General features: G+C 69.8%; 22 protein-coding genes and 1 tRNA gene. 13 read left to right on the forward strand and 10 right to left on the reverse strand.

The genetic code is table 11. From position 1 onward, the window contains the following. Nucleotides 1-132: 132 nt before the first annotated feature. A tRNA-Lys gene (locus KZC57_RS00630) sits at nt 133-205 on the forward strand. Between the two features lie 168 nt (nt 206-373). On the opposite strand, the gene KZC57_RS00635 is transcribed toward KZC57_RS00630, so the two are convergent. The 8 genes from KZC57_RS00635 to KZC57_RS00670 all read right to left on the reverse strand — a co-directional run bounded on the left by KZC57_RS00635 (nt 374) and on the right by KZC57_RS00670 (nt 5,276). Next, on the reverse strand, nt 374-649 hold the full coding sequence (locus tag KZC57_RS00635; RefSeq protein ID WP_060920993.1) for a hypothetical protein: 276 nt from the start codon (nt 647-649) through the stop codon (nt 374-376). A gap of 29 nt (nt 650-678) precedes the next feature. Next, on the reverse strand, nt 679-948 hold the full coding sequence (locus KZC57_RS00640; RefSeq protein WP_144880981.1) for a hypothetical protein: 270 nt from the start codon (nt 946-948) through the stop codon (nt 679-681). Between the two features lie 64 nt (nt 949-1,012). Further along, on the reverse strand, nt 1,013-1,354 hold the full coding sequence (locus KZC57_RS00645; protein ID WP_060920991.1) for a hypothetical protein: 342 nt from the start codon (nt 1,352-1,354) through the stop codon (nt 1,013-1,015). Between the two features lie 145 nt (nt 1,355-1,499). Then, nucleotides 1,500-2,192, reverse strand: coding sequence for an SOS response-associated peptidase (locus KZC57_RS00650; protein WP_144880982.1), 693 nt, complete (start codon nt 2,190-2,192; stop codon nt 1,500-1,502). An 82-nt stretch (nt 2,193-2,274) separates the two neighbouring features. Then, nucleotides 2,275-2,757 (reverse strand): YbaK/EbsC family protein, encoded by a 483-nt coding sequence (locus KZC57_RS00655; protein WP_247640821.1) that lies wholly within the window; start codon nt 2,755-2,757, stop codon nt 2,275-2,277. A gap of 22 nt (nt 2,758-2,779) precedes the next feature. Next, the gene (locus KZC57_RS00660) at nt 2,780-4,018 is read right to left on the reverse strand and encodes an MFS transporter (RefSeq protein ID WP_144880984.1); all 1,239 of its coding nucleotides are present in this window, start codon (nt 4,016-4,018) and stop codon (nt 2,780-2,782) included. Then, nucleotides 4,015-4,452: a MarR family winged helix-turn-helix transcriptional regulator gene (locus KZC57_RS00665; RefSeq protein ID WP_144880985.1), complete on the reverse strand. Its 438-nt coding sequence runs from the start codon at nt 4,450-4,452 to the stop codon at nt 4,015-4,017. The genes KZC57_RS00660 and KZC57_RS00665 overlap by 4 nt, the downstream gene beginning before the upstream one ends. A 35-nt stretch (nt 4,453-4,487) precedes the next feature. Further along, nucleotides 4,488-5,276 (reverse strand): IclR family transcriptional regulator, encoded by a 789-nt coding sequence (locus KZC57_RS00670; RefSeq protein WP_060920986.1) that lies wholly within the window; start codon nt 5,274-5,276, stop codon nt 4,488-4,490. A 103-nt stretch (nt 5,277-5,379) separates the two neighbouring features. Between KZC57_RS00670 and KZC57_RS00675 the strand changes: the two genes are divergently transcribed. Genes KZC57_RS00675 through KZC57_RS00685 form a run of 3 tightly spaced genes read left to right on the forward strand, consistent with a single transcriptional unit; the run spans nt 5,380 to nt 8,000 of the window. Next, the gene (locus KZC57_RS00675) at nt 5,380-6,153 is read left to right on the forward strand and encodes a CoA transferase subunit A (protein WP_247640822.1); all 774 of its coding nucleotides are present in this window, start codon (nt 5,380-5,382) and stop codon (nt 6,151-6,153) included. Nucleotide 6,154: 1 nt separating this feature from the next. Next, nucleotides 6,155-6,823, forward strand: coding sequence for a CoA transferase subunit B (locus KZC57_RS00680; protein WP_247640823.1), 669 nt, complete (start codon nt 6,155-6,157; stop codon nt 6,821-6,823). Further along, nucleotides 6,816-8,000, forward strand: a complete 1,185-nt coding sequence (locus KZC57_RS00685; RefSeq protein ID WP_060920984.1) for an acetyl-CoA C-acetyltransferase — start codon at nt 6,816-6,818, stop codon at nt 7,998-8,000. The genes KZC57_RS00680 and KZC57_RS00685 overlap by 8 nt, the downstream gene beginning before the upstream one ends. A 21-nt stretch (nt 8,001-8,021) precedes the next feature. Here the strand turns inward: KZC57_RS00685 and KZC57_RS00690 are convergent, their stop codons facing one another. Next, nucleotides 8,022-8,321 carry a hypothetical protein gene (locus tag KZC57_RS00690; RefSeq protein ID WP_025103262.1) on the reverse strand — a complete coding sequence of 100 codons (300 nt, stop codon included), beginning with the start codon at nt 8,319-8,321 and terminating at the stop codon, nt 8,022-8,024. Between the two features lie 207 nt (nt 8,322-8,528). On the opposite strand from KZC57_RS00690, the gene KZC57_RS00695 reads away from it, so the two are divergent. From KZC57_RS00695 to KZC57_RS00730, 8 genes are all read left to right on the forward strand, one after another. Further along, nucleotides 8,529-9,785 carry an MFS transporter gene (locus KZC57_RS00695; protein ID WP_060920983.1) on the forward strand — a complete coding sequence of 419 codons (1,257 nt, stop codon included), beginning with the start codon at nt 8,529-8,531 and terminating at the stop codon, nt 9,783-9,785. 65 nt (nt 9,786-9,850) lie between these two features. Beyond that, nucleotides 9,851-11,257 carry a trehalose-6-phosphate synthase gene (locus tag KZC57_RS00700; RefSeq protein WP_060920982.1) on the forward strand — a complete coding sequence of 469 codons (1,407 nt, stop codon included), beginning with the start codon at nt 9,851-9,853 and terminating at the stop codon, nt 11,255-11,257. A gap of 43 nt (nt 11,258-11,300) precedes the next feature. After that, a complete protein-coding gene (otsB, locus tag KZC57_RS00705) occupies nt 11,301-12,098 on the forward strand; it encodes a trehalose-phosphatase (RefSeq protein WP_025103265.1) in 798 nt (265 codons plus the stop codon). A gap of 9 nt (nt 12,099-12,107) precedes the next feature. After that, entirely contained in the window at nt 12,108-13,826 is a 1,719-nt protein-coding gene (gene ilvD / locus KZC57_RS00710) for a dihydroxy-acid dehydratase (protein ID WP_060920981.1), read from the forward strand. A gap of 70 nt (nt 13,827-13,896) precedes the next feature. Then, on the forward strand, nt 13,897-15,696 hold the full coding sequence (locus KZC57_RS00715; RefSeq protein WP_025103267.1) for an acetolactate synthase large subunit: 1,800 nt from the start codon (nt 13,897-13,899) through the stop codon (nt 15,694-15,696). Nucleotides 15,697-15,699: 3 nt separating this feature from the next. Continuing rightward, nucleotides 15,700-16,209 (forward strand): acetolactate synthase small subunit, encoded by a 510-nt coding sequence (gene ilvN / locus KZC57_RS00720; protein ID WP_025103268.1) that lies wholly within the window; start codon nt 15,700-15,702, stop codon nt 16,207-16,209. A gap of 59 nt (nt 16,210-16,268) precedes the next feature. After that, the gene (gene ilvC / locus KZC57_RS00725) at nt 16,269-17,297 is read left to right on the forward strand and encodes a ketol-acid reductoisomerase (protein ID WP_060920979.1); all 1,029 of its coding nucleotides are present in this window, start codon (nt 16,269-16,271) and stop codon (nt 17,295-17,297) included. A 103-nt stretch (nt 17,298-17,400) separates the two neighbouring features. After that, on the forward strand, nt 17,401-18,666 hold the full coding sequence (locus tag KZC57_RS00730; protein ID WP_247640824.1) for an alpha-L-fucosidase: 1,266 nt from the start codon (nt 17,401-17,403) through the stop codon (nt 18,664-18,666). 19 nt (nt 18,667-18,685) lie between these two features. Here the strand turns inward: KZC57_RS00730 and KZC57_RS00735 are convergent, their stop codons facing one another. Beyond that, on the reverse strand, nt 18,686-19,837 hold the full coding sequence (locus KZC57_RS00735; RefSeq protein WP_247640825.1) for an ROK family transcriptional regulator: 1,152 nt from the start codon (nt 19,835-19,837) through the stop codon (nt 18,686-18,688). A gap of 199 nt (nt 19,838-20,036) precedes the next feature. Here KZC57_RS00735 and KZC57_RS00740 point away from each other — a divergent pair, with 199 nt between their 5' ends. Then, entirely contained in the window at nt 20,037-21,296 is a 1,260-nt protein-coding gene (locus KZC57_RS00740) for an ABC transporter substrate-binding protein (protein WP_060920976.1), read from the forward strand. Nucleotides 21,297-21,334 lie beyond the last annotated feature (38 nt).

Below are 21,334 nucleotides of genomic sequence, written 5' to 3' on the forward strand. Positions count from 1 at the left end.
GACCGCGCCCGCAGAGACCATCGGCCAGGATCAGGGGGCGAAACGCCCGAGCCACGCCCGGGCCGCGCCGGATTTCGTGTCGGCGCCAACCGCTGGTAATGTAATTCCTCGGTCGGGGTTATCCCGGGCCACGCACCTCTAGCTCAATCGGCAGAGCAACTGACTCTTAATCAGTGGGTTCAGGGTTCAAGTCCCTGGGGGTGCACGGAACAAGCCTCAGAGATCTCGCCATCTCCGAGGCTTTTTCTCTGCCCGTTTCGGGGCCGGATCGCTCGGGCCGGGATGGAAACCGTGCCTTTCGCGGCCGGGAGAGGCACCTTCTCGAACCCGCACGGGGCGGGAGGGGCGGCGGGATCTGGGGGTGGGTCGCGCGTCAGGCGCGGCGGACGGACAGCAGCTGCCAGCCCTCGGGAACCTTCGCCTCGATGCCTGCCATGTCGTCGGCCTCGATCTGCTCGACGCCGTCGACGCGCTGGAACGTTCCCGTCGCCTCCATCTTCGCCTCACCCTTGAGCATGCGCACCGGGGCGGAGGTGAGCGCGTAGCCCGGCTCACGATGAGCATCGAGCTGGGTGTGGACGTCTTCGAGGGATGTCCCGGTGACGTCGACGGTCATGGATCCTCGGGGGCGGATGAGGGCGACGAGCATCTGTCCAGTCTACGAGCGGACCGTGCTGCTCAGAGGTCCCAGTCGAGCGTGGAGCGCACGTCGACGGGGGCGTCGTGACCGGCGTCCTCGCGGATCAGGTAGACGACGACACGCGACTGCGCGGTGATGAGCACGCTCGTCAGAGCGTCGCCGGTCGCCAAGTCGATGAACGTCGGTTGCGAGCGCGCCGCCGCTTCGATCCGAGACATGAGGTCCGCGACATCCGTGCTGCGAGGCAGGAGGAAGTCGTGCCCATCGATCTCGATGTGCGTCGTCGTCATTCCCGTCTGGTTCCCCATGCGCTCCACGGTACGAACCTCCTCGGAACCCGACAAGAGGGGTTGAACCCCGTCGAAGAGCGTGTTAGGACCGCGTGAGAGCGCTCTCGCTGCCGTCCGACAGCTGCTGCTCCGCAGGCTCGGGGACGAGGTACAGACCGCTCGGGGCGTTGGCGGTGAATGCGAGGGCCTCGATCCAGGCGCGGTTGACGCTGGGCTGGCGACTGCCGTGGTACTTGTACACGAGCGAGCTGCCGGCATGGATCCAGACCGTCGTCCGGCCGCCGCCCATGCTGACGTCGTCCTTCCACGTGAAGCCGAAGGGCTCGCCACGGCGGAGCTTCGCGGTCATGACCAGCTGGATGTGAGTGAGAGCGCGGTCTTCGATATCGACCTTGACGCTGTTCTCGTAGATGAACTTGCCCATTGCAAGATTCCCTTCTCGCCACGGGAACCTGTGCGAAGAGGCGCGGACGCGATGACCGCTGGTGTGGGGTGTGCTCAGCGTTTCACACTTCTGCCCGTTCTCCTACCCGACCGGGGTGTCGTGCGTCGTCGCGTGTCTCCCTGTTTCAGGCCACCGGATCGAGAAGCGTGGGATCGGACGGGTCGACGGTGCGCGTGTTGCTCACCTTGCGGTCCACGACGTGTCCGCGGAGCGTCGCCGCGACATCGGCGGAGGTGTGATCGAGCATCGCCAGCGTGTCGAGCTTGGTCTGCCCGGTGAGCTTCTCCGGTGTGAGCCACGCGTCCCAGGTGTCGGGAGTCAGGAAGGCGGGCATCCGGTCGTGCACCTCCCCACCGGCGTCGCGTGCCTCCCGCGTGACGACGACGAAGCAGCGCACCTTCTCTCCTTCGTGCTCCATCGACCAGGTGAGGCCGGCGGCGGCGAGCAGGCCGTCACCGTGGAGGAAGTGCGGGGTCTTGTGGCCCTTCTCGCCCGTCCATTCGAAGTACCCGCGCATCGGGACGAGGCACCGCGCGGCGGAGAACGCCGGCGCCCAGAACCCGGCGGCGAGCTTCTCCATCCGGGCGTTGATCAGCGGGGCGCGCTGCGGACGGTTGGGGGGACTCTGCCAGTCCCACCGCACGAGTTCGAGGATGCGGCCCTCGCCGCGGTCCCGGACGATGGGGGCGCTCTCGGTGGGCGCGATCGAGTAGGCGCCGTGCCAGGACTTCCACCAGTCCTCCGGGCGGCCGCCATCGGCGACGAACTCCCGGATCAGCTCGTCCGTCGCCGCGTCGTTCGCGAATCGTCCGCACATCTCGTCGCCTCCGTCTCGCCGGTCGCTCGCGCCGCGGCCCGCATCGCCTCCATCATGGGGCATGGCGCGGACATCCGGGGTGTCAGACCACGTCGATCACGGTGCCGCCGGTCAGATCCGACAGCTGGGCGAAGGTCAGCGGCATGACGGTGTGCGGGTGGCCGGCCGCCGCCCAGACCACGTCGTATACCTGCAGGGCACTGTCGATGAAGGTGGGGAGGGGCGTGGGGTGGCCGACGGGCGCCACTCCGCCGATCGCCTGTCCGGTGGCCTCACGGACGACGGCGGGCGGAGCCATGACCACCGCACGCGCCCCGATGCTCCGCGCGAGGACCGCGAGATCCGCGCGGTGCCCGCCGCTGGTCATGACGAGGACGGGACGGCCATCGGCGAGGAAGACGAGGCTGTTGGCGATCGCTGCGACGTCGCAGCCGATGGCGGCGGCGGCCTCCGCGGCGGTGCGGGCGGAGTCGGGAAGGACCCGGATCTCGGTCTCCACGCCGGCGGCGTGGAGGTGTTCCTGCACCTGTCGGCTGCGCTCGGGGAGGGGAGGAGCGTCGGTCATGTCCCCACGGTAGCCGAGCGGGTCAGCCGGCGTCGCCGACGAGGATCGCCGCCGCGTCCTCGGTGACCACGTCGCCCGGCTCGTCGTCGATGTGCGCGAGGACCTTCCGGCCGAGGAGGATCGTCAGTGCGGCCAGCAGGACCGCGGCGGCGGCGAAGAGATACGGCACCGTCGCGCTGAACAGGTGCCACAGCAGAGCCGCGATCGGCGGGGCCATCGCGCCGCCGAGGAAGCGGACCGCGGAGTAGGCCGAGGAGGCGACGGAGCGGGGGAGGTCGGTCGCCTCCATCACGGCTTCGGTCAGCACGGTGTTCATGACGCCGAGGAGCAGGCCGCCCACGATGATGCACACGACGAGAGCGGCAGGTTCGGCGACCACCAGCCCCGCGACGACGAGGTCGACGGCGAGCAGCGGCAGCACGGTGAGGATCACGTGGGTCCTCGGCATCCGGCGCATCAGCACCGGCGCGACCCACACGCTGGTGATCGCGAGGGCGACACCCCAGCCGAAGAACGTCAGGCCGATGCCCATCGCTCCGAAGCCCAGGGGGAAGGGCGAGAACGCGAGCAGCACGAAGAAGCCGATGTTGTAGAACAGGGCGGCCACGGCGAGGATCGCGAGCGCGGGACGGCGCAGAGCCGTGAAAGGGGCGGAGAACTTCACCGGCGTGCGCTTCTCGCCCGGTCCCCGCAGCAGCACGAGCACGGCGATGAAGGCGATGGCCATCAGGGCCACGACGCCGAAGAACGGTCCTCGCCAGCTCTGCTCACCGAGGATGCCGCCGAGCAGGGGACCCACGGCGATGCCGAGGCCGAGCGCCGCCTCGTACAGCACGATGGCCGCGCTGCTGCCGCCGGATGCGGCACCGACGATCGTGGCCAGCGCCGTCGAGATGAACAGCGCGTTGCCCAGCCCCCAGCCGGCACGGAAGCCGATGACCGCGTCGACGCTGCCGCTGATCGCGCAGAGGAAGGCGAACACGACGATCAGGCCGAGACCGACGAGGAGCGTGGCCTTGGCGCCGATCCGGCTGGAGATCCAGCTGGTGACGAGCATCGCGAGGCCGGTGACGAGGAGGTAGCTGGTGAACAGCAGTTCCGTCTCGACCGGCGTGGCCTCGAGCGACTCCGCGATCGCCGGGAGGATGGGGTCGACGAGTCCGATCCCCATGAAGGCGACGACGCACGCGAAGGCGACGGCCCACACCTGGGCGGGCTGCCTCCAGACCGAGGGGGCGGGGGATGCGGGGGCGGTGTTCAACGGATGTCTCCTGTCCGGTCGGCAGAGGTGTGGGCGGCGAGGATCTCGGCCGCACGGGTGAGGGCATGCCAGTCGTCGTCGTCGAGGTCGGCGAACCGCGGTGCGATCGTCTCCCGGAACTCGGAGCGCCAAGCGGCCAGGGCCGCCGTGCCGTCGGGGGTCGCGGCGACGACGGTGGCACGGGAATCGTCGGGATCGGGGGAGCGGCGGATGAGGCCCTCGCGTTCGAGGGCGCCGAGCAGCCGGGTCATGCCGGGCTGTGTCGTGCGGGCTGCCGTGGCGAGCTCGCCGACGCGACGGGGGCCTGACTGGTCGAGCAGGCTGAGCACCCGCCACTGCGCGGCGGGGGCCTCGTTCCCCGCGTCCTGGGCGGCGATGCGACCCAGCGCATAGCCCGACAGGACGAGCGACGGGATGACCTCCGAGCGATTCATACCAGAAAGTATATACCTGTTGGTATGTATCGAGGTCACCGTCGGGCGTGCGCGATCCTCGCGGAGAGCTGATGCGCGTGCGCGAGGAGGATCCGGCCCAGCTCGGCCTGACGCTCCGGGCCGAAGCGGAACGCGACACCGGTGAGGCTGAGGGCCCACTCCGGGCGTCCGGCGCGGTCGAACACCGCCGCGCCGAGGCCCCAGCTCCCCTCGACGATCAGGCCGGGGTTGACGGCGAACCCGCGCTCCTTCGTCTCGGCGAGGCGCTTCCGCAGCGGGCGCTCCCCATGAGCGCGTCCCCAGTTCTCGACGAGCTCCGGATGGCGCTCCAGGTAGGCATCCACATCGTGGTCGGGGAGGAAGGCGAGGATCGCCAGGCCCGCGCTCGCCACGCCGAGCGGGAAGCGCACTCCCTCGCTCAGCACGAACGAGCGGATGGGGAACGAGCCCTCTTCCCGCAGCAGGCAGACCGTCTCGTCCGCGCGGCGGACGGAGAAGAACGCGCTCTCCTCGGTCTTCACCGCGAGCGACCGCACGATGTCCCGGGCCAGGGCGGTCACGTCGTATCGAGCGGCAGCCACGGACCCCATGAGGAAGAGCTCGGGTCCCGGCATCCAGCGCGTGCTGTCGGCGTCGCGGTCCACGAGTCCCTCCGCGCGGAGGGCACTGAGCAGGCGATGTGTGGTGGGTCGGGAGAGCCCGGCGCGTGCCGCGAGCTCCTGCAGGGTGGCGCCGTCGGTGCCGGCCGCCGTCACCAGGCGCAAAAGCCGAGCCGCCCGCGCGACGGCCTGAGTGCCGGGGACGGCGTTCGTCACAGTGTCCACATCGTGGACGCTAGTGGTGCGGGCGTCCACATCGCAAGAGGGTGCTGGCCGTGGCTCCGCCGGGGCGAGAGGCTGGAGGGGACACGGAACCGAAGGAGCAGACGTGATCGACAAGCAATGGGAGTCCGCGGCCGCCGCGGTCGCCGACATCCCGGACGGCGCCTCGCTCGCGGTCGGAGGCTTCGGGCTCTCCGGGAACCCGATCGCCCTCATCGAAGCGCTCCTCGCCCAGGGCACGACCGACCTGAGCGTCGTCAGCAACAACTGCGGGGTGGACGACTGGGGGCTCGGCATTCTGCTCGCCGCGCAGCGCATCCGGAAGATGACGTCGTCGTACGTGGGGGAGAACAAGGAGTTCGAGCGGCAGTTCCTGTCCGGGGAGCTCGAGCTGGAGCTGACCCCGCAGGGCACGCTCGCCGAGAAGCTGCGGGCGGGAGGATCCGGAATCGCCGCGTTCTTCACCCAGACGGGCGTCGGCACCCAGGTCGCCGAGGGGGGCCTTCCTCGCCGGTACCACGCCGATGGGTCGATCGCGGTGGCCTCGCCGCCCAAGGACGTGCGCACGTTCACGGTGCACGGCGAATCCCGCGATTTCGTGCTGGAGGAGGCGATCACCACCGACTTCGCCCTGGTCCACGCGGTCCGCGGCGACCGGCACGGCAACCTCGTGTTCCGGAAAGCGGCGCGGAACTTCAACCCGCTCGCCGCGATGGCCGGGCGCGTGTGCATCGCGCAGGTGGAGCGGCTCGTCGAACCGGGAGATCTCGACCCGGACGCGATCCATCTGCCCGGGGTCTTCGTGCACCGGATCGTCGAAGTCGGCGACGACATCCCCCAGCGCATCGAGCGACGGACCGTCGCCGCGGAAGGAGCCTGACATGGCGCTCACGAGAGACCAGATGGCCGCGCGTGCGGCGGCCGAGCTGCCGGACGGCGCGTATGTGAACCTCGGCATCGGTCTGCCCACGCTCGTGCCGAACCACGTCCCGTCCGACGTGACCGTGGTGCTGCAGTCGGAGAACGGCATCCTCGGGGTCGGGCCCTATCCGCGAGAGGACGAGGTCGACCCGGATCTCATCAACGCGGGGAAGGAGACGGTGACCACGCTCCCGGGGACGGCGTTCTTCGACTCCGCCCTCAGCTTCGGCATGATCCGCGGCGGGAAGATCGATGCCGCGATCCTCGGGGCGATGCAGGTCTCCGCCTCGGGAGATCTCGCGAACTGGATGATCCCCGGCAAGATGGTCAAGGGCCCCGGGGGTGCGATGGACCTCGTGCACGGCGCGGGACGGGTGATCGTGCTGATGGAGCACGTCGCCAAGGACGGCTCGGCGAAGATCGTCGACGCCTGCACGCTGCCGTTGACCGGACGCGGCGTCGTGGACCGGATCATCACGGACCTCGCGGTGATCGACGTGACGCCGGACGGGCTCGTCCTGGTCGAGCTCGCGCCCGATGTCACGGTGGAGCAGGTGCGGCACGCCACGGAGCCGCCTCTCCGCCTCGCCCCGGAACTGGACAACGGAAGGACCGAGATCAATGAGTGAGAACGATGTCGTCATCGTCGCCGCGGCGCGCACCCCGCAGGGGCGGCTGAAGGGGCAGCTCGCCGCCTTCACCGCGCCGCAGCTGGGGTCGTTCGCGATCCGCGGTGCGCTGGAGCAGGGCGGAGTGGACCCGGCAGACGTCGACGCGGTCATCGTGGGACAGGTGCTCGCCGCGGGGTCGGGTCAGAACGCCGCTCGTCAGGCCGCCATCGGCGCGGGAATCGGCTGGGACGTCCCCGCCCACTCCGTGAACAAGGTCTGCCTGTCCGGGCTCACCGCCGTGATCGACGCGGCGCGCATGATCCGGACCGGGGACGCCGAGGTCGTCGTCGCCGCCGGCATGGAGTCGATGACCCGTGCACCGCACCTGCTCATGGGATCGCGCGAGGGCTGGACCTACGGCACCGTCGAGGTCCTCGACCACATGGCCTACGACGGGCTGACGGACGCCTACGACCGGGAGAGCATGGGCGCGTCCACGGAACGGCACAACGCGCGCTACGAACTCACCCGGGAGGCCCAGGACCAGGTCGCCGCGCTCTCGCATCAGCGCGCCGCCGCCGCGCAGGAGAGCGGTGTGCTCGACGCGGAGATCGTCGCCGTCGAGGTGCCGCAGCGCCGGGGCGAACCGGTGCGCGTGACCAGGGACGAGGGCGTGCGCCCCGAGACGACGGTGGAGACCCTCGCGGGACTACGTGCCGCCTTCGCCGAGGGTGGCTCGATCACGGCGGGTAACTCGTCCCAGATCTCGGACGGCGCCTCCGCCGTGGTCGTCACGACGCGGGCGACCGCCGAGGCCAAGGGTTGGGCGGTGCTCGTGACCGTCGGCGCGAGCGGCCAGACCGCCGGCCCTGACAACTCGCTCCAGGCGCAGCCGGCGCGAGCGATCGAGCAGGCGTGCCGGAAACAGGGCATCACCCCGCAGGACCTCGACCTCGTGGAGATCAACGAGGCGTTCGGGGCCGTCGTGGCCCGCTCGCAGACCGAGCTCGGGCTGGACGGTGAGATCGTCAACGTGCACGGCGGCGGCATCGCGATCGGTCATCCGATCGGTGCCTCCGGCAACCGTCTCGTGGTGCACGTCGCGCACGAGCTGGCCCGTCGGGGAGGCGGAACCGCGGCGGTCGGCCTGTGCGGCGGCGGCGGTCAGGGCGAGGCGCTCATCCTCACGCGCTGACGCGGGAGGCGCGGGGGTGCGTCAGGACCGCTTGTCCTGGGCGTGCCCCTGCGCGTCGGCGAGGGCCTTCTGCGAACGGAACTGCAGACGCTGCGCCTTCTTGGACTTCTTTACCGACTGCGGGGAGTCCGCGTCCACCGGCACGCCGTGGCGTTCGCGGCGCATGTCGACGACCGCGCCGACCGCGAGCGCCATCGTGATGCCCCAGCTCACCCACGACAGGAGCGAGCGCCAGGTGATGGGTTCGTTGCGGGTGCCGCGCAGCAGCGAGATCCCAGCCGAGATCGCGGCGACGAGTCCGGTGCTGAAGAGGTAGCGCATGCCCCTACGGTACCCGCAGCCGGGGTGCGCGGGCCGGAGCCTTGACAAGCCGGGGGAGAGGCTGGCAGGGCGCCCGCCCAGGGGCACCGGATATCATGGAAGGGTCGCGGTTCGCCCGCGGCCGCAGAAACCGTGTATCTACCGGCCGTCGGCGTCTCCGGCGGACAGCGGCGGCACCCGACATCGCGTCGTCGACGCGCGAGAGCCATGACACACGCCAGCACCACGCCCGATACCGCCGAGCCGAGCCTCTTCCGCCTCGCCGGCCTGCCCTACTTCCTGATCGCGTTCATCGCGCGTCTGCCCTTCGCCATGATGGTGGTCGGTGTGCTGACCGTCGTCGTATCGGCGCGGGAATCCCTGTCCCTCGGCGGGCTCACCTCCGCTGCGGTCGGTCTCGGCACCGCCTGCTTCGGTCCGCTCCTGGGCGCCGCCGCCGACCGCTTCGGCCAGCGCACGGTCCTCCTCGCGCTCGCCGTGGGCAACGCGGCGATGCTCCTGCTCTTCACCGCGGTGGTCTATGGTCCGGCCGCCGACGGCTTCGTGCTTCTCACCGCGATCGGCATCGGCGCGACGGCCCCGCAGGTGGCGCCGCTCTCGCGCTCCCGTCTGGTCACGATCATCGGCGAGCGGATGCCGGCGGAGCGCCGCGCCCGCACGGTTTCCGGCACGATGGCGTACGAGTCGGCCGCCGACGAGACCGTCTTCGTGTTCGGTCCTTTCCTCGTGGGTGTCCTCGCCTCGGCACTCGCGCCCTGGGCGCCGCTGGTCGGCGCCGCCGTACTGACCCTGGTGTTCGTCGGGGCCTTCGCGCTGCACCCGAGCGGACGGCATGTGTCGCAGGACCGCACCGAGGACGGCCGGGCGCCGTCCGCCGTGTCCGAGCTGTTCCGGCCGCAGCTCCTCATCGTCGTCCTCGGCATCCTGGGAGTCGGCATCTTCTTCGGGACCATGCTCACCTCGCTCACGTCGTTCATGGCCGACCTCGGTGCCCCGGAGCAGGCGGGCCTGCTGTACGGCGTGATGGGCGTCGGCTCCGCGCTGCTGGCCCTGGGTGTCGCGTGGCTCCCCGCGCGGTTCTCGCTCCGGGCGCGATGGCTCGTGTTCTCCGGAGTCCTCCTCGCCGGCTCGCTGCTGCTCGGCATCGTCGACTCGCCGGCGGGGATGATGCTCGCCCTGGCCATCATGGGCATCGGCATCGGTCCGACCCTCGTCACCCAGTACAGCTTCGGAGCGGCGCGGAGCCCCCGTGGCCGGTCGGCGACGGTGATGACGATGCTCGGCTCCGGGGTGATCGTCGGCCAGTCGATCGGCGCCGCGGTGGCGGGGGAGATCGCGGAGAGCCTCGGCACGTCGGCCGCCCTCGTGCTTCCGATGATCGCGGCCGGCATCGCGTTCGCGGCGGGTCTCGCCAACTGGGCCCTCAGCGGTCTGCACCGCGGAACGTCCGCTGTCAAGGCCTGAGCGCGGACCAGCGGTCGGCGCTCATCCTCGGTAGGTTGGAAGCTCCTGGACCGAGGAGTGCCCCTGTGACCGCTGCTGATTTCGTCGTCGTCGCCAACCGCCTCCCGGTGGACCGGGTCGTGGGGCCGGACGGCGAGGAGACCTGGCGGACGTCGCCCGGCGGACTCGTCGCCGCACTCGAGCCGATGATGCGCCGCGTGCACGGCGCCTGGGTCGGCTGGCCCGGTCAGCCGGACGTGGAGCTCGAGGCCTTCGATGCCGATGGGATCCATCTCATCCCGGTGACGCTGAGCTCCGAGGAGGTCGCGGACTATTACGAGGGCTTCGCCAACGACACGATCTGGCCGCTCTACCACGACGTCATCGCCCCGCCGCAGTACCACCGTGAGTGGTGGGAGGCGTATGTGCGGGTCAATCGCCGGTTCGCCGAGGCTGCCGCGGCCGCCGCCGCTGAGGACGGGACCGTCTGGGTCCACGACTACCAGCTCCAGCTCGTGCCCCAGATGGTCCGCGAGCTGCGCCCCGATGTCACGATCGGCTACTTCCACCACATCCCGTTCCCCGCGCACGGCCTCTACGCTCAGCTTCCCTGGCGCGACCAGGTCCTCCGCGGACTGCTCGGCGCCGACGTCATCGGCTTCCAGCGGGCGCAGGACGCGACCTACTTCCTCACCGCGGTGCGGCGTCGGCTGCGCTACGAGGTGAAGGGGCCGAACATCACGGTCCCGGAGCAGGGCGGCTCGCGGACGGCGATCGCCAAGGCGTTCCCGATCTCCATCGACACCGCCCCGTACCTCGAACTGGCCGCGCGGGAGGACGTCCGGGCGCGGGCTGCGGAGATCCGCGCGAGCCTCGGCAACCCCAAGCGCATCCTCCTCGGCGTCGACCGCCTGGACTACACCAAGGGCATCGGGCACCGGATCAAGGCCTACGGCGAGCTCCTCGAAGACGGCCGCCTCGATGTGGAGGACGTCACCCTCATCCAGGTGGCGAGCCCGAGCCGGGAGCGGGTGGACGCCTATGCGCACCTCCGGGACGAGATCGAGCTCGCGGTGGCCCGCATCAACGGCGACCACGACACGGTCGGCCACTCCGCCATCCGCTACCTGCATCAGGGATACCCGCGCGAGGAGATGGTCGCCCTGTACCTCGCGGCGGACGTCATGCTCGTGACGGCGCTGCGCGACGGCATGAACCTCGTCGCGAAGGAGTACATCGCCACGCGGACGGACAACCGCGGCGTGCTGGTGCTCAGCGAGTTCACCGGCGCGGCGGACGAGCTCCGTCAGGCCGTGCGCGTCAACCCGCACGACATCGCCGGGCTCAAGGACGCGATCATGGAGGCCGTGGAGATGTCGCCCGCCGAGCAGGGACGCCGCATGCGGTCCCTGCGCCGACGGGTGCTCGACAACGACGTGAACGCCTGGTCGTCGTCCTTCCTCGAGGCCCTCGCGGACGTCCGCAGCCGCTGACCGCCCTTCCTGCACCCCCTTCTTCCTCTCGATCGGAGACACCGTGACGCGCCCCTGGATCCCCGGAACCGCCGACGCCGACCTCACCGCCCTCGCGACGACGCCGCGCCTGGTGGTCGCCCTCGACTTCGACGGCACCGCGTCCCCGCTCGTCGTGGACCCCATGGCCGCGCGGGCGCTTCCCGAGGTGGCCGTGCAGATGAATCGCCTCGCTGCGATGCCCGACACCGTGGTCGCCTACGTCTCCGGGCGCAGCATGCACGACCTCCGCGAGATCACCGAGCACACCGACGACTCCGTCGTCGTCCTCGCCGGCTCCCACGGCGCGCAGTACTGGTTCCCCGGCGAGGGGGCCGCCGACGCCCCGGGCGATGCGACCGAGACCGGGGCGCGGGAGGAGCTGTGGGCTGCCGCGCAGCCGATCATCGACCGTTACGAGGGGGCGGAACTGGAGCCCAAGACTTTCGGCATGGGCGTGCACACCCGCCGCGCGGACCGGGACACCGAGGAGAAGGTCTTCGCCGAGATCGATGCCCTCGTCGCCGAGCGCTTCCCGCACTGGCGGCGGCGTGCCGGCCACCGGGTGCTGGAGTTCTCGTCGCGGAACGAGGGGAAGGACGCCGCGATGATCGCCCTCCGTGAGCGCTTCGACGCGACGGGGATCCTCTTCGCCGGCGACGACGTGACCGACGAGGATGCGATGCGCGTGCTGCAGGAGGGCGACCTCGGCGTGCGCGTCGGGCCGGGGGAGAGCGCCGCGACCCTCCGTGTGGACTCTCCACAACAGATCGCCGCGCTTCTGGAGACGCTCGCGAACGAGAGGGCCGTCGCGCAGGAATAGACTCTCGTCATGTCCTCGCATGATCCCTCCGCCAGCGCGCCCATCGACATCAAGCCCCGCAGTCGCGTCGTCACCGACGGCATCGAGGCCACGACCTCCCGCGGCATGCTCCGCGCCGTCGGCATGGGGGATGCCGACTGGGACAAGCCGCAGATCGGCATCGCGTCGAGCTGGAACGAGATCACGCCCTGCAACCTGAGCCTCGACCGGCTCGCGCAGGGCGCGAAGGAGGGCGTGCACTCCGGCGGCGGGTACCCGCTGCAGTTCGGAACCATCTCCGTCTCGGACGGCATCTCGATGGGCCACGAGGGGATGCACTTCTCGCTCGTCTCCCGCGAGGTCATCGCCGACTCGGTCGAGACCGTGATGATGGCCGAGCGCCTCGACGGCTCCGTCCTGCTCGCGGGCTGCGACAAGTCGATCCCCGGCATGCTCATGGCCAGCGCGCGCCTCGACCTGTCGAGCGTCTTCCTCTACGCCGGGTCGATCGCGCCGGGCTGGGTCAAGCTCTCCGACGGCACCGAGAAGGACGTCACGATCATCGACTCGTTCGAGGCGGTCGGTGCCTGCCGTGCCGGCCTCATGAGCGAGGAGGACCTCAAGCGCATCGAGTGCGCCATCGCTCCCGGTGAGGGCGCGTGCGGCGGCATGTACACGGCCAACACCATGGCCTCCGTCGCCGAGGCGCTCGGGCTCAGCCTCCCGGGCTCCGCCGCGCCGCCCGCCGCCGACCGCCGTCGCGACTACTTCGCGCACCGCTCGGGCGAGGCGGTCGTGAACCTGCTCCGCCAGGGGATCACGACGCGCGACATCCTCACCAAGGAGGCGTTCGAGAACGCGATCGCCCTCGCGATGGCCCTCGGCGGCTCGACCAACGTCGTCCTCCACCTGCTCGCGATCGCCCGCGAGGCCGAGGTCGAGCTGAGCCTGCACGACTTCAACCGCATCGGCGACAAGGTCCCGCACGTGGCCGACATGAAGCCGTTCGGCAAGTACGTCATGAACGACGTCGACCGGCACGGCGGCATCCCCGTGATCATGAAGGCCATGCTCGACGAAGGGCTGCTGCACGGCGACGCGCTCACGGTCACCGGCAAGACGCTCGCCGAGAACCTCGCCGAGCTCGACCCGCAGCCGATCGACGGCGAGGTCATCCACACGTTCGACAACCCGATCCACGCCACCGGCGGCCTGACGATCCTGCACGGATCGCTCGCGCCGGAGGGTGCCGTGGTCAAGACCGCCGGCTTCGACGCTGCCGTCTTCGAGGGCCCCGCGCGGGTGTTCGAGCGGGAGCGCGCCGCCATGGACGCGGTCGCCGAGGGCAGCATCGAGCCGGGGACGGTCATCGTCATCCGGTACGAGGGCCCCAAGGGCGGACCGGGCATGCGCGAGATGCTCGCCATCACCGCGGCCATCAAGGGCGCGGGGCTCGGAAAAGATGTACTACTCTTGACGGACGGACGATTCTCAGGCGGCACAACCGGCCTGTGCATCGGCCACATAGCACCCGAAGCGGTGGACGCAGGTCCTATCGCCTTCGTGCGCGATGGTGATCTGATACGGGTCGATATCGCAGCTCGCTCTCTCGATCTACTCGTCGACGAGGCAGAGCTCGCCTCCCGCCGCTCTGGCTGGGAGCCGCTTCCCCCGCGCTACACCCGAGGCGTTCTTGCCAAGTACTCGCGCCTCGTGCGGTCCGCCGCCGAGGGAGCGACGACCGGCTGATCCATCGACCGGCTCAGCAACCGCTCGATCGGAGCGCCGGTGTCCCGCACAGTTCATCAGAAGGAAAGTCATGACTGCTGACTCCGTCTCGGCCGTGCCGAGGCCGCCCGCCCGTCCATCCGCTCCGGAGATCACCGGTGCGGAGGCCGTCGTCCGCTCGCTCGAGCTTCTCGGCGTCACGGACGTCTTCGGCCTTCCCGGCGGCGCGATCCTCCCGGTCTACGACCCGCTCATGGACGCCTCGCAGCTGCGCCACATCCTCGTGCGGCACGAGCAGGGCGCGGGTCACGCGGCCGAGGGCTACGCGTCCGCATCCGGCAAGGTCGGCGTGTGCATCGCCACCTCCGGTCCCGGAGCGACCAACCTCGTCACGGCGATCGCCGACGCCTACATGGACTCGGTGCCGCTGCTCGCGATCACAGGCCAGGTGTTCTCGACGCTGATGGGGACGGACGCGTTCCAGGAGGCCGACATCGTGGGGATCACGATGCCGATCACCAAGCACTCGTTCCTGGTGAAGGACGCCGCCGACATCCCCGGTGCCATCGCCGCGGCCTACGAGATCGCCGGCACCGGTCGTCCCGGTCCCGTGCTCGTGGACATCACCAAGGATGCGCAGCAGGCGACGGCCCCGTTCGTGTGGCCGCCGAAGATCGACCTCCCCGGGTACCGACCGGTGACCAAGGCGCACGGCAAGCAGATCCAGGCGGCAGCCGCCCTCCTCGCCGAGGCGAAGAAGCCGGTGCTGTACGTGGGTGGAGGCGTCGTCCGCGGCCGTGCCGCGGCCGAGCTGCTCGAGCTCGCCGAGTCGACCGGCGCGCCCGTCGTCACCACGCTGATGGCGCGCGGCGCGTTCCCCGACTCGCACCCGCAGCACCTGGGCATGCCGGGCATGCACGGCACGGTTCCCGCCGTGCTCGCGCTGCAGGAGGCCGATCTCCTCGTCTCGCTCGGCGCCCGGTTCGACGATCGCGTCACGGGCAAGGCCGCGCTGTTCGCGCCGCACGCGAAGGTCGTGCACGTCGACATCGATCCGGCGGAGATCTCCAAGATCCGCACGGCCGACGTGCCGATCGTGGGCGATGTGCGCGACGTGCTCACCGATCTCGATGCCGCCTTCCGCGGAGCGACGGCCGACGCGAAGCCCGACATCGAGGAGTGGTGGTCGTACCTCGACGGACTTCGCAACGAGTTCCCCCTCGGGTACGCGCCGACGACCGACGGCCTGCTCGCCCCGCAGTACGTGATCCAGCGCATCGGAGAGCTCACCGGTCCGGAGGGCATCTTCGCCTCCGGTGTGGGGCAGCACCAGATGTGGGCTGCGCAGTTCATCAAGTACGAGCGCCCGAACGCCTGGCTGAACTCCGGCGGCGCGGGCACGATGGGCTACTCGGTGCCGGCGGCCATGGGCGCCAAGGTCGCGGAGCCGGAACGCCAGGTCTGGGCGATCGACGGCGACGGCTGCTTCCAGATGACCAATCAGGAGCTCGCCACCTGCGCGATCAACAACATCCCGATCAAGGTCGCGATCATCAACAACTCGTCTCTGGGCATGGTCCGGCAGTGGCAGACGCTCTTCTACGACGGCCGTCATTCCAACACCGACCTGAACACCGGGCACGGCACGATCCGCATCCCCGACTTCGTGAAGCTCGCGGAGGCCTACGGCTGCCTCGCGATCCGCGTGGAGAAGGAGGAGGAGGTCGACGCCGCCATCCAGCTCGCGCTGGAGACGAACGACCGCCCCGTCGTGATCGACTTCGTCGTGAGCGCCGACTCCATGGTGTGGCCGATGGTGCCGCAGGGGGTCAGCAACAGCTATGTCCAGTACGCGCGCGACCACGCGCCCGCGTTCGACGAGGAGGACTGAGCCATGTCGACCCACGTCCTGAGCCTGCTGGTGGAGAACACCCCCGGCCTCCTGACCCGCGTCGCCGGCCTGTTCGCGCGCCGGGGCTTCAACATCGACTCCCTCGCCGTCGGCGTGACCGAGGTGCCGGGGATCTCCCGCATCACGGTCGTCGTCGACGTGGAGGAGCTGCCGCTCGAGCAGGTGACCAAGCAGCTCAACAAGCTGATCAACGTCATCAAGATCGTCGAGCTCGACCCGGCGTCGTCCGTGCAGCGCGAGCACATGCTCGTGAAGGTGCGCACCGACAATGCCAGCCGTTCGAACGTGATCGAGGTCGTCAACCTCTTCCGCGCCTCGGTCGTCGACTACGCCGCCGACGCCCTCGTCATCGAGGTCACCGGAGACAAGGGCAAGGTCGAGGCGCTGCTGCGCGCTCTGGAGCCCTTCGGCATCAAGGAGATCGCCCAGTCCGGCCTCCTCGCGATCGGCCGCGGCGGCAAGAGCATCACCGAGCGCGTCCTGCGCGGCTGACCCTTCGACAGACTCAGGGACCGCGCGTCCCGCACAACCACAACCAAGGAGAGAAACCAGTGAGCACCGAGATCTTCTACGACGACGACGCCGACCTGTCCCTGATCCAGGGCAAGAAGGTCGCCATCGTCGGCTACGGCTCGCAGGGCCACGCCCACGCCCAGAACCTGCGCGACTCGGGTGTCGAGGTCGCGATCGCCCTCAAGGAGGGCTCGAAGTCCGCCGCGAAGGCCGAGGAGGCCGGCTTCCCCGTGAAGACCGTCGCCGAGGCGACCGAGTGGGCCGACGTCATCATGATCCTCGCGCCGGACCAGCACCAGCGCACGATCTACAGCGAGTCCATCGCCCCGAACCTGACGGCGGGCAAGACCCTGGCCTTCGCGCACGGCTTCAACATCCGCTTCGGCTACATCGACGCTCCCGAGGGTGTCGACGTGATCCTCGTCGCGCCGAAGGCTCCCGGTCACACCGTGCGTCGCGAGTTCGTCGCCGGCCGCGGCATTCCGGACATCATCGCCGTCGAGCGCGACGCGTCCGGTCACGCCTGGGACCTCGCGCTCTCGTACGCGAAGGCGATCGGCGGCACCCGCGCCGGCGTCATCAAGACGACCTTCACCGAGGAGACCGAGACCGACCTGTTCGGCGAGCAGGCCGTGCTCTGCGGTGGCATGAGCCACCTGGTGCAGGCGGGCTTCGAGACCCTCGTCGAGGCAGGCTACCAGCCGCAGATCGCCTACTTCGAGGTCCTGCACGAGCTCAAGCTCATCGTCGACCTCATGTGGGAGGGCGGCATCGCCAAGCAGCGCTGGTCGATCTCCGACACCGCCGAGTTCGGCGACTACGTGTCCGGCCCGCGCGTGATCGACGAGCGCGTCAAGGAGAGCATGAAGGGCGTCCTGTCCGACATCCAGTCCGGCGCGTTCGCGAAGCGCTTCATCGAGGACCAGGACAACGGGGCCGAGGAGTTCCTCGCCCTCCGCGCCAAGGAGGAGCAGCACCCGATCGAGGCGACCGGCAAGGAGCTGCGTTCGCTCTTCGCCTGGAAGCAGCAGGACGAGGACTACGTCGACGGCAGCGCCGCGCGCTGATTCGACTCGCGAACGAACGGGCGTCCCCTCGGGGGCGCCCGTTCGGCGTTCCGCACAGCATTCACGGGGCGCAGACATCGGATGTCTGTGCCAGGATGGACGCATGCGACAGGAATGGTTTGATGACGCCCGCTTCGGCATGTTCGTCCACTTCGGCCTCTACAGCGGAGCCGCGCGGCACGAGTGGGTGCAGAACTACGAACGCCTCACCGACGAGGAGTACCGCCCCTATTTCGACAACTTCGATCCCGACCTCTTCGATGCCGCGGCCCTGGCGAAGACCGCCAAGGAGACGGGGATGGGCTACGTCGTGCTCACGACCAAGCACCATGACGGCTTCTGCCTCTGGGACTCGAAGCTGACCGACTTCACCTCCGTCACGGCGGTCGGACGGGACCTCGTCCGCGAGCACGTCGACGCCCTCCGTGCCGAAGGGATCCGCGTCGGCCTCTACCACTCGGTCATCGACTGGCATCACCCCGACTTCACGGTGGACTGGAACCACCCCCGACGCGACGACGAGAACGCGCACGCCCTGAACGAGGGGCGCGACATGGCCCGCTACCGGGAGTACCTGCATGGTCAGGTCCGCGAGCTGCTCACCGAGTACGGCGACATCGACTACCTGTTCTTCGACTTCACCTACCCGGAGTCCAAGGACGGCTGGGAGGGGAAGGGGCCGCAGGACTGGGACGCCGAGGCGCTGCTCGCGCTGTGCCGTGAGCTGCAGCCGGAGATGCTCGTCAACGACCGGCTCGGCATCCCCGCGGACTTCGTGACGCCAGAGCAGTACCAGCCGACGGCTCCGATCGTCCGCGACGGCGTGCCCCTCGTGTGGGAGGCGTGCCAGACGCTCAACGGCTCCTGGGGCTATCACCGGGACAACACCGACCAGAAGTCGCCGGTGCTGCTCGTGCAGATGCTCGTCGACTCGGTGTCGATGGGCGGCAACATGCTGCTCAACATCGGTCCGGACGGCCGCGGGGCGATCGCCCCCCGGGACGCGGCGACCCTCGCCGAGATCGGCGAGTGGATGCGGCTCCACGACCGCGCCGTGATCGGGGCCGGTCATGCGCCGTTCACGCCGCCCCGAGAGGGCGTGTACACGCTCCGCGGCGACCGGCTCTACCTGAGCCTGTTCAGCTGGCCGCTGGGCTTCGTGCATCTGCCGGCACTCGCGGGCAGGGTCTCGTATGCGCGCCTGCTGAACGACGGGTCCTGGCTGCGCACGAGCATCAGCGACCCGGACCAGCAGGCCGACCTGATGACGCCGGCAGGCGAGGCCGAGGGGACGCTCACGGTGCATCTCCCGGTACGGCGTCCCGACGTGCTGATGCCGGTCATCGAGCTGCGCCTGACAGGGGAGTGAGGCCGTCGGTGGCGGCGGCTCAGGCCGTCGCCACCGGGATCTCCATGCCCTCCAGCGCGAGGCGTGCGGCGCCGTGCAGGATCGCGTCCGCGCCGGTGGCCGCGGCCTCGATCCGCAGGCGCTGGGTCGCGAGCGGGTGGCAGGCCTCGTAGACCCGGCTGCGCACCGCGGCGATGAACGGCTCGGAGGCGCTCATGCTCCCGGTGAGGAAGAGGGCGTGCGGGTTGAAGAAGTTCACGACCCCGGAGAGCGCCTGACCCAGGTGGGTCCCGGCGGTGCGGACGAGCGTCGTCGCCAGCGGGTCCGCGTCCCGTGCCAGTGTCAGCACGTCGGCCGTGGTGCGGACGTCCGTGTTGCCGCGCTCGCGCATCTGGCGGACGAGGCTCGCGCCGCTGGCCACGGTCTCCAGGCAGCCGGTGTTGCCGCAGGAGCAGGGGATGTCCCCGCTGCCGTCGATGCGCGTGTGCGTGATGTCGCCGGCCGCAGCGGTGGCCCCGCGGTGGATGTGGCCGTCCACGATGATCCCGCTGCCGATCGCGGTGCCCGCCTTGACGGTGATGCTGTGCTGGGCGTGCCCGAGCTGGCGACGGTGCTCGCCGAGGGCGGCGAGATTGGCGTCGTTGTCGACGACGACGGGGACACCGTGGCGCTCCGCGAGGTGCTCGCCGACGCGGAATCCAGGCCACCCCGGCATCCGCGAGGGCTGATCCACGGAGCCGGTCGCGACGTCGACGGGGCCGGGCAGGCTCACGCCGATCGCGTGGACCCGCGTCTCGGCGAGCAGGCGCTCGAACACCTCCGACACTCTCTCCAAGGTGGCCTCCGGGCCGTCCGCGACGTCGATCGCGATGGTCTCCGAGTGGAGCAGGCCGCCGCTGAGGTCGTGCCGCCCGATGCGGGCATGGCGCCCGCCGAGATCGGCGGACAGCACGATGCCGTCGCCGGCGATCCGGAGCACGCGTGGCCGTCGTCCCCCGCGGGAGGTGCCGGCCCCGGCCTCCTCCAGCACGCCGGCATCGAGAAGCGCCTGTACGCGCAGGCCGACGGTGGAGGCGGCCACGCCGAGAGCGGAGGCGAGCTCCGAGCGGGAGCGGGCTTGCCCGCGCGCGACGAAGTCGAGGATGCGCCGTGTGTGCGGATCGTCGACGGGGGTGTCGGCGGGGTTCGTCATGGAGGCCCTTCGTCTCGGAGCATCGTCAGCGTAGCGGGGGTGTCGCATGTTTCGGGGGAGTGACGAATTATCACCACCCTATAAACATCGGATGTTCAGCTTGCGGCACCTTGCGAACTATGACAGCGTAACTTCATACGAAATCCTAATTGGTTAGTTCGAGTCTCGAAATAACCGTTCCCTTCTCAGGAGGCATTCAATGAAGAAGTTGCGTGTGGGGGCTGTCGCCGCTGTCGCGGGCGTGGCCGTGGCGATGACCGGCTGTGCGAGCAGCGGGGGATCCGGAGGCTCGGCCGACGGCGACACCATCGTCGTGGACATGTGGGCCGGCAGCGAGTCGGACGTCGATGCGCTGGAGGCGCAGATCGAGTTCGCGCAGAAGCAGAACCCGGACATCAAGATCAAGCTGCAGACGTCGCCGTGGAGTGACTTCTTCACCAAGCTCACGACCAACATGGCCAGCGGCAACATGGCGTGCATCACCGGCATGAGCGGCGCGCAGCTCGGCGGCTACACGGCCGGCTTCCGCGAGCTCAGCGACGAGGATCTCAAGACCGCGGGCATCGACTGGTCGGAGTTCAACCCGAGCGCCGACGGCATCCTCAGCTTCGAGGGCAAGGTCTACGGCGTGCCGTTCGACGTCGCCACGATGCTCGTCTACTACAACCAGGACATGCTCAGCGCCGCCGGTGCCGCCACGCCGGAGATCGGCTGGACGTTCGACGACTTCGACACGATCGCCGCCGACGCCACGAAGGACGGCAAGTACGGCTTCGGCATGGGCATGGGCGGCTACCAGTGGATGTCGATGCCGATCGCGTACTCCGCCACGCAGCCCGCCTCCGAGGACGGCACGCTGCACATCGACGACGAGGACTTCGTCGACGCCGCGTCCTGGTACGCCGGCCTGGTCACGGAGAAGAAGGTCGCGGCTCCGGTCGCCTCCGCCTCCGACACCGGCTGGGGCGAGAACCAGTACACGGGTGGCAACGCGGCCATGGCCGTCGACGGCACCTGGAACGCCGTCAGCTACCTCAACAACGAGTCCGGCTTCGCCGCCGGCATGGTGCCGCTGCCCGCGGGTGTGGACGGCAACCCCGGTCCCATCCTCGGCTCCGGCTACGGCATCGCCGAGAACTGCAAGAACCCGGAGGCCGCGCTGAAGGTGCTCGGCTCCCTCGTCGGCGAGGACGCGCAGGACTACATCGCGTCGTCCGGCCGCTCCTACCCGGCCCGCATCTCGTCGCAGCCGCTGTACTTCGAGTCGATCGACGAGCAGTACCGCGACCAGGTCCAGTCGGTGTTCGAGGCCGCGTTCGGTGACACGGTGCCGCTGTACATGACCAAGAACTGGCAGAAGCTCGACAGCTACATCCAGCCCAACCTCGTCAGCGTCTACAACGGCCAGATGACGATGGAGGAGCTGCTGTCGAACGCCCAGGCGCAGTTCGGCGAGTGAGCCGGATCCGGCTCGCACAGCAGTAACAGAGAAAGACA

This window comes from Microbacterium sp. KSW4-4 (assembly GCF_023091185.1).
GTDB classification, from domain to species: domain Bacteria; phylum Actinomycetota; class Actinomycetes; order Actinomycetales; family Microbacteriaceae; genus Microbacterium; species Microbacterium paraoxydans.

Coding starts and splice junctions, on each gene's coding strand:
- KZC57_RS00640 (WP_144880981.1), bottom strand. CDS start 948: ATGGGGAACCAGACGGGAATGACGACGACGCACATCGAGATCGATGGG.
- ilvD (WP_060920981.1), top strand. CDS start 12,108: ATGTCCTCGCATGATCCCTCCGCCAGCGCGCCCATCGACATCAAGCCC.
- KZC57_RS00735 (WP_247640825.1), bottom strand. CDS start 19,837: ATGACGAACCCCGCCGACACCCCCGTCGACGATCCGCACACACGGCGC.
- KZC57_RS00740 (WP_060920976.1), top strand. CDS start 20,037: ATGAAGAAGTTGCGTGTGGGGGCTGTCGCCGCTGTCGCGGGCGTGGCC.
- KZC57_RS00715 (WP_025103267.1), top strand. CDS start 13,897: ATGACTGCTGACTCCGTCTCGGCCGTGCCGAGGCCGCCCGCCCGTCCA.
- KZC57_RS00690 (WP_025103262.1), bottom strand. CDS start 8,321: ATGCGCTACCTCTTCAGCACCGGACTCGTCGCCGCGATCTCGGCTGGG.
- KZC57_RS00645 (WP_060920991.1), bottom strand. CDS start 1,354: ATGGGCAAGTTCATCTACGAGAACAGCGTCAAGGTCGATATCGAAGAC.
- KZC57_RS00665 (WP_144880985.1), bottom strand. CDS start 4,452: ATGAATCGCTCGGAGGTCATCCCGTCGCTCGTCCTGTCGGGCTATGCG.
- KZC57_RS00680 (WP_247640823.1), top strand. CDS start 6,155: ATGGCGCTCACGAGAGACCAGATGGCCGCGCGTGCGGCGGCCGAGCTG.
- KZC57_RS00695 (WP_060920983.1), top strand. CDS start 8,529: ATGACACACGCCAGCACCACGCCCGATACCGCCGAGCCGAGCCTCTTC.
- KZC57_RS00635 (WP_060920993.1), bottom strand. CDS start 649: ATGCTCGTCGCCCTCATCCGCCCCCGAGGATCCATGACCGTCGACGTC.
- ilvN (WP_025103268.1), top strand. CDS start 15,700: ATGTCGACCCACGTCCTGAGCCTGCTGGTGGAGAACACCCCCGGCCTC.
- KZC57_RS00730 (WP_247640824.1), top strand. CDS start 17,401: ATGCGACAGGAATGGTTTGATGACGCCCGCTTCGGCATGTTCGTCCAC.
- KZC57_RS00655 (WP_247640821.1), bottom strand. CDS start 2,757: ATGACCGACGCTCCTCCCCTCCCCGAGCGCAGCCGACAGGTGCAGGAA.
- KZC57_RS00650 (WP_144880982.1), bottom strand. CDS start 2,192: ATGTGCGGACGATTCGCGAACGACGCGGCGACGGACGAGCTGATCCGG.
- KZC57_RS00685 (WP_060920984.1), top strand. CDS start 6,816: ATGAGTGAGAACGATGTCGTCATCGTCGCCGCGGCGCGCACCCCGCAG.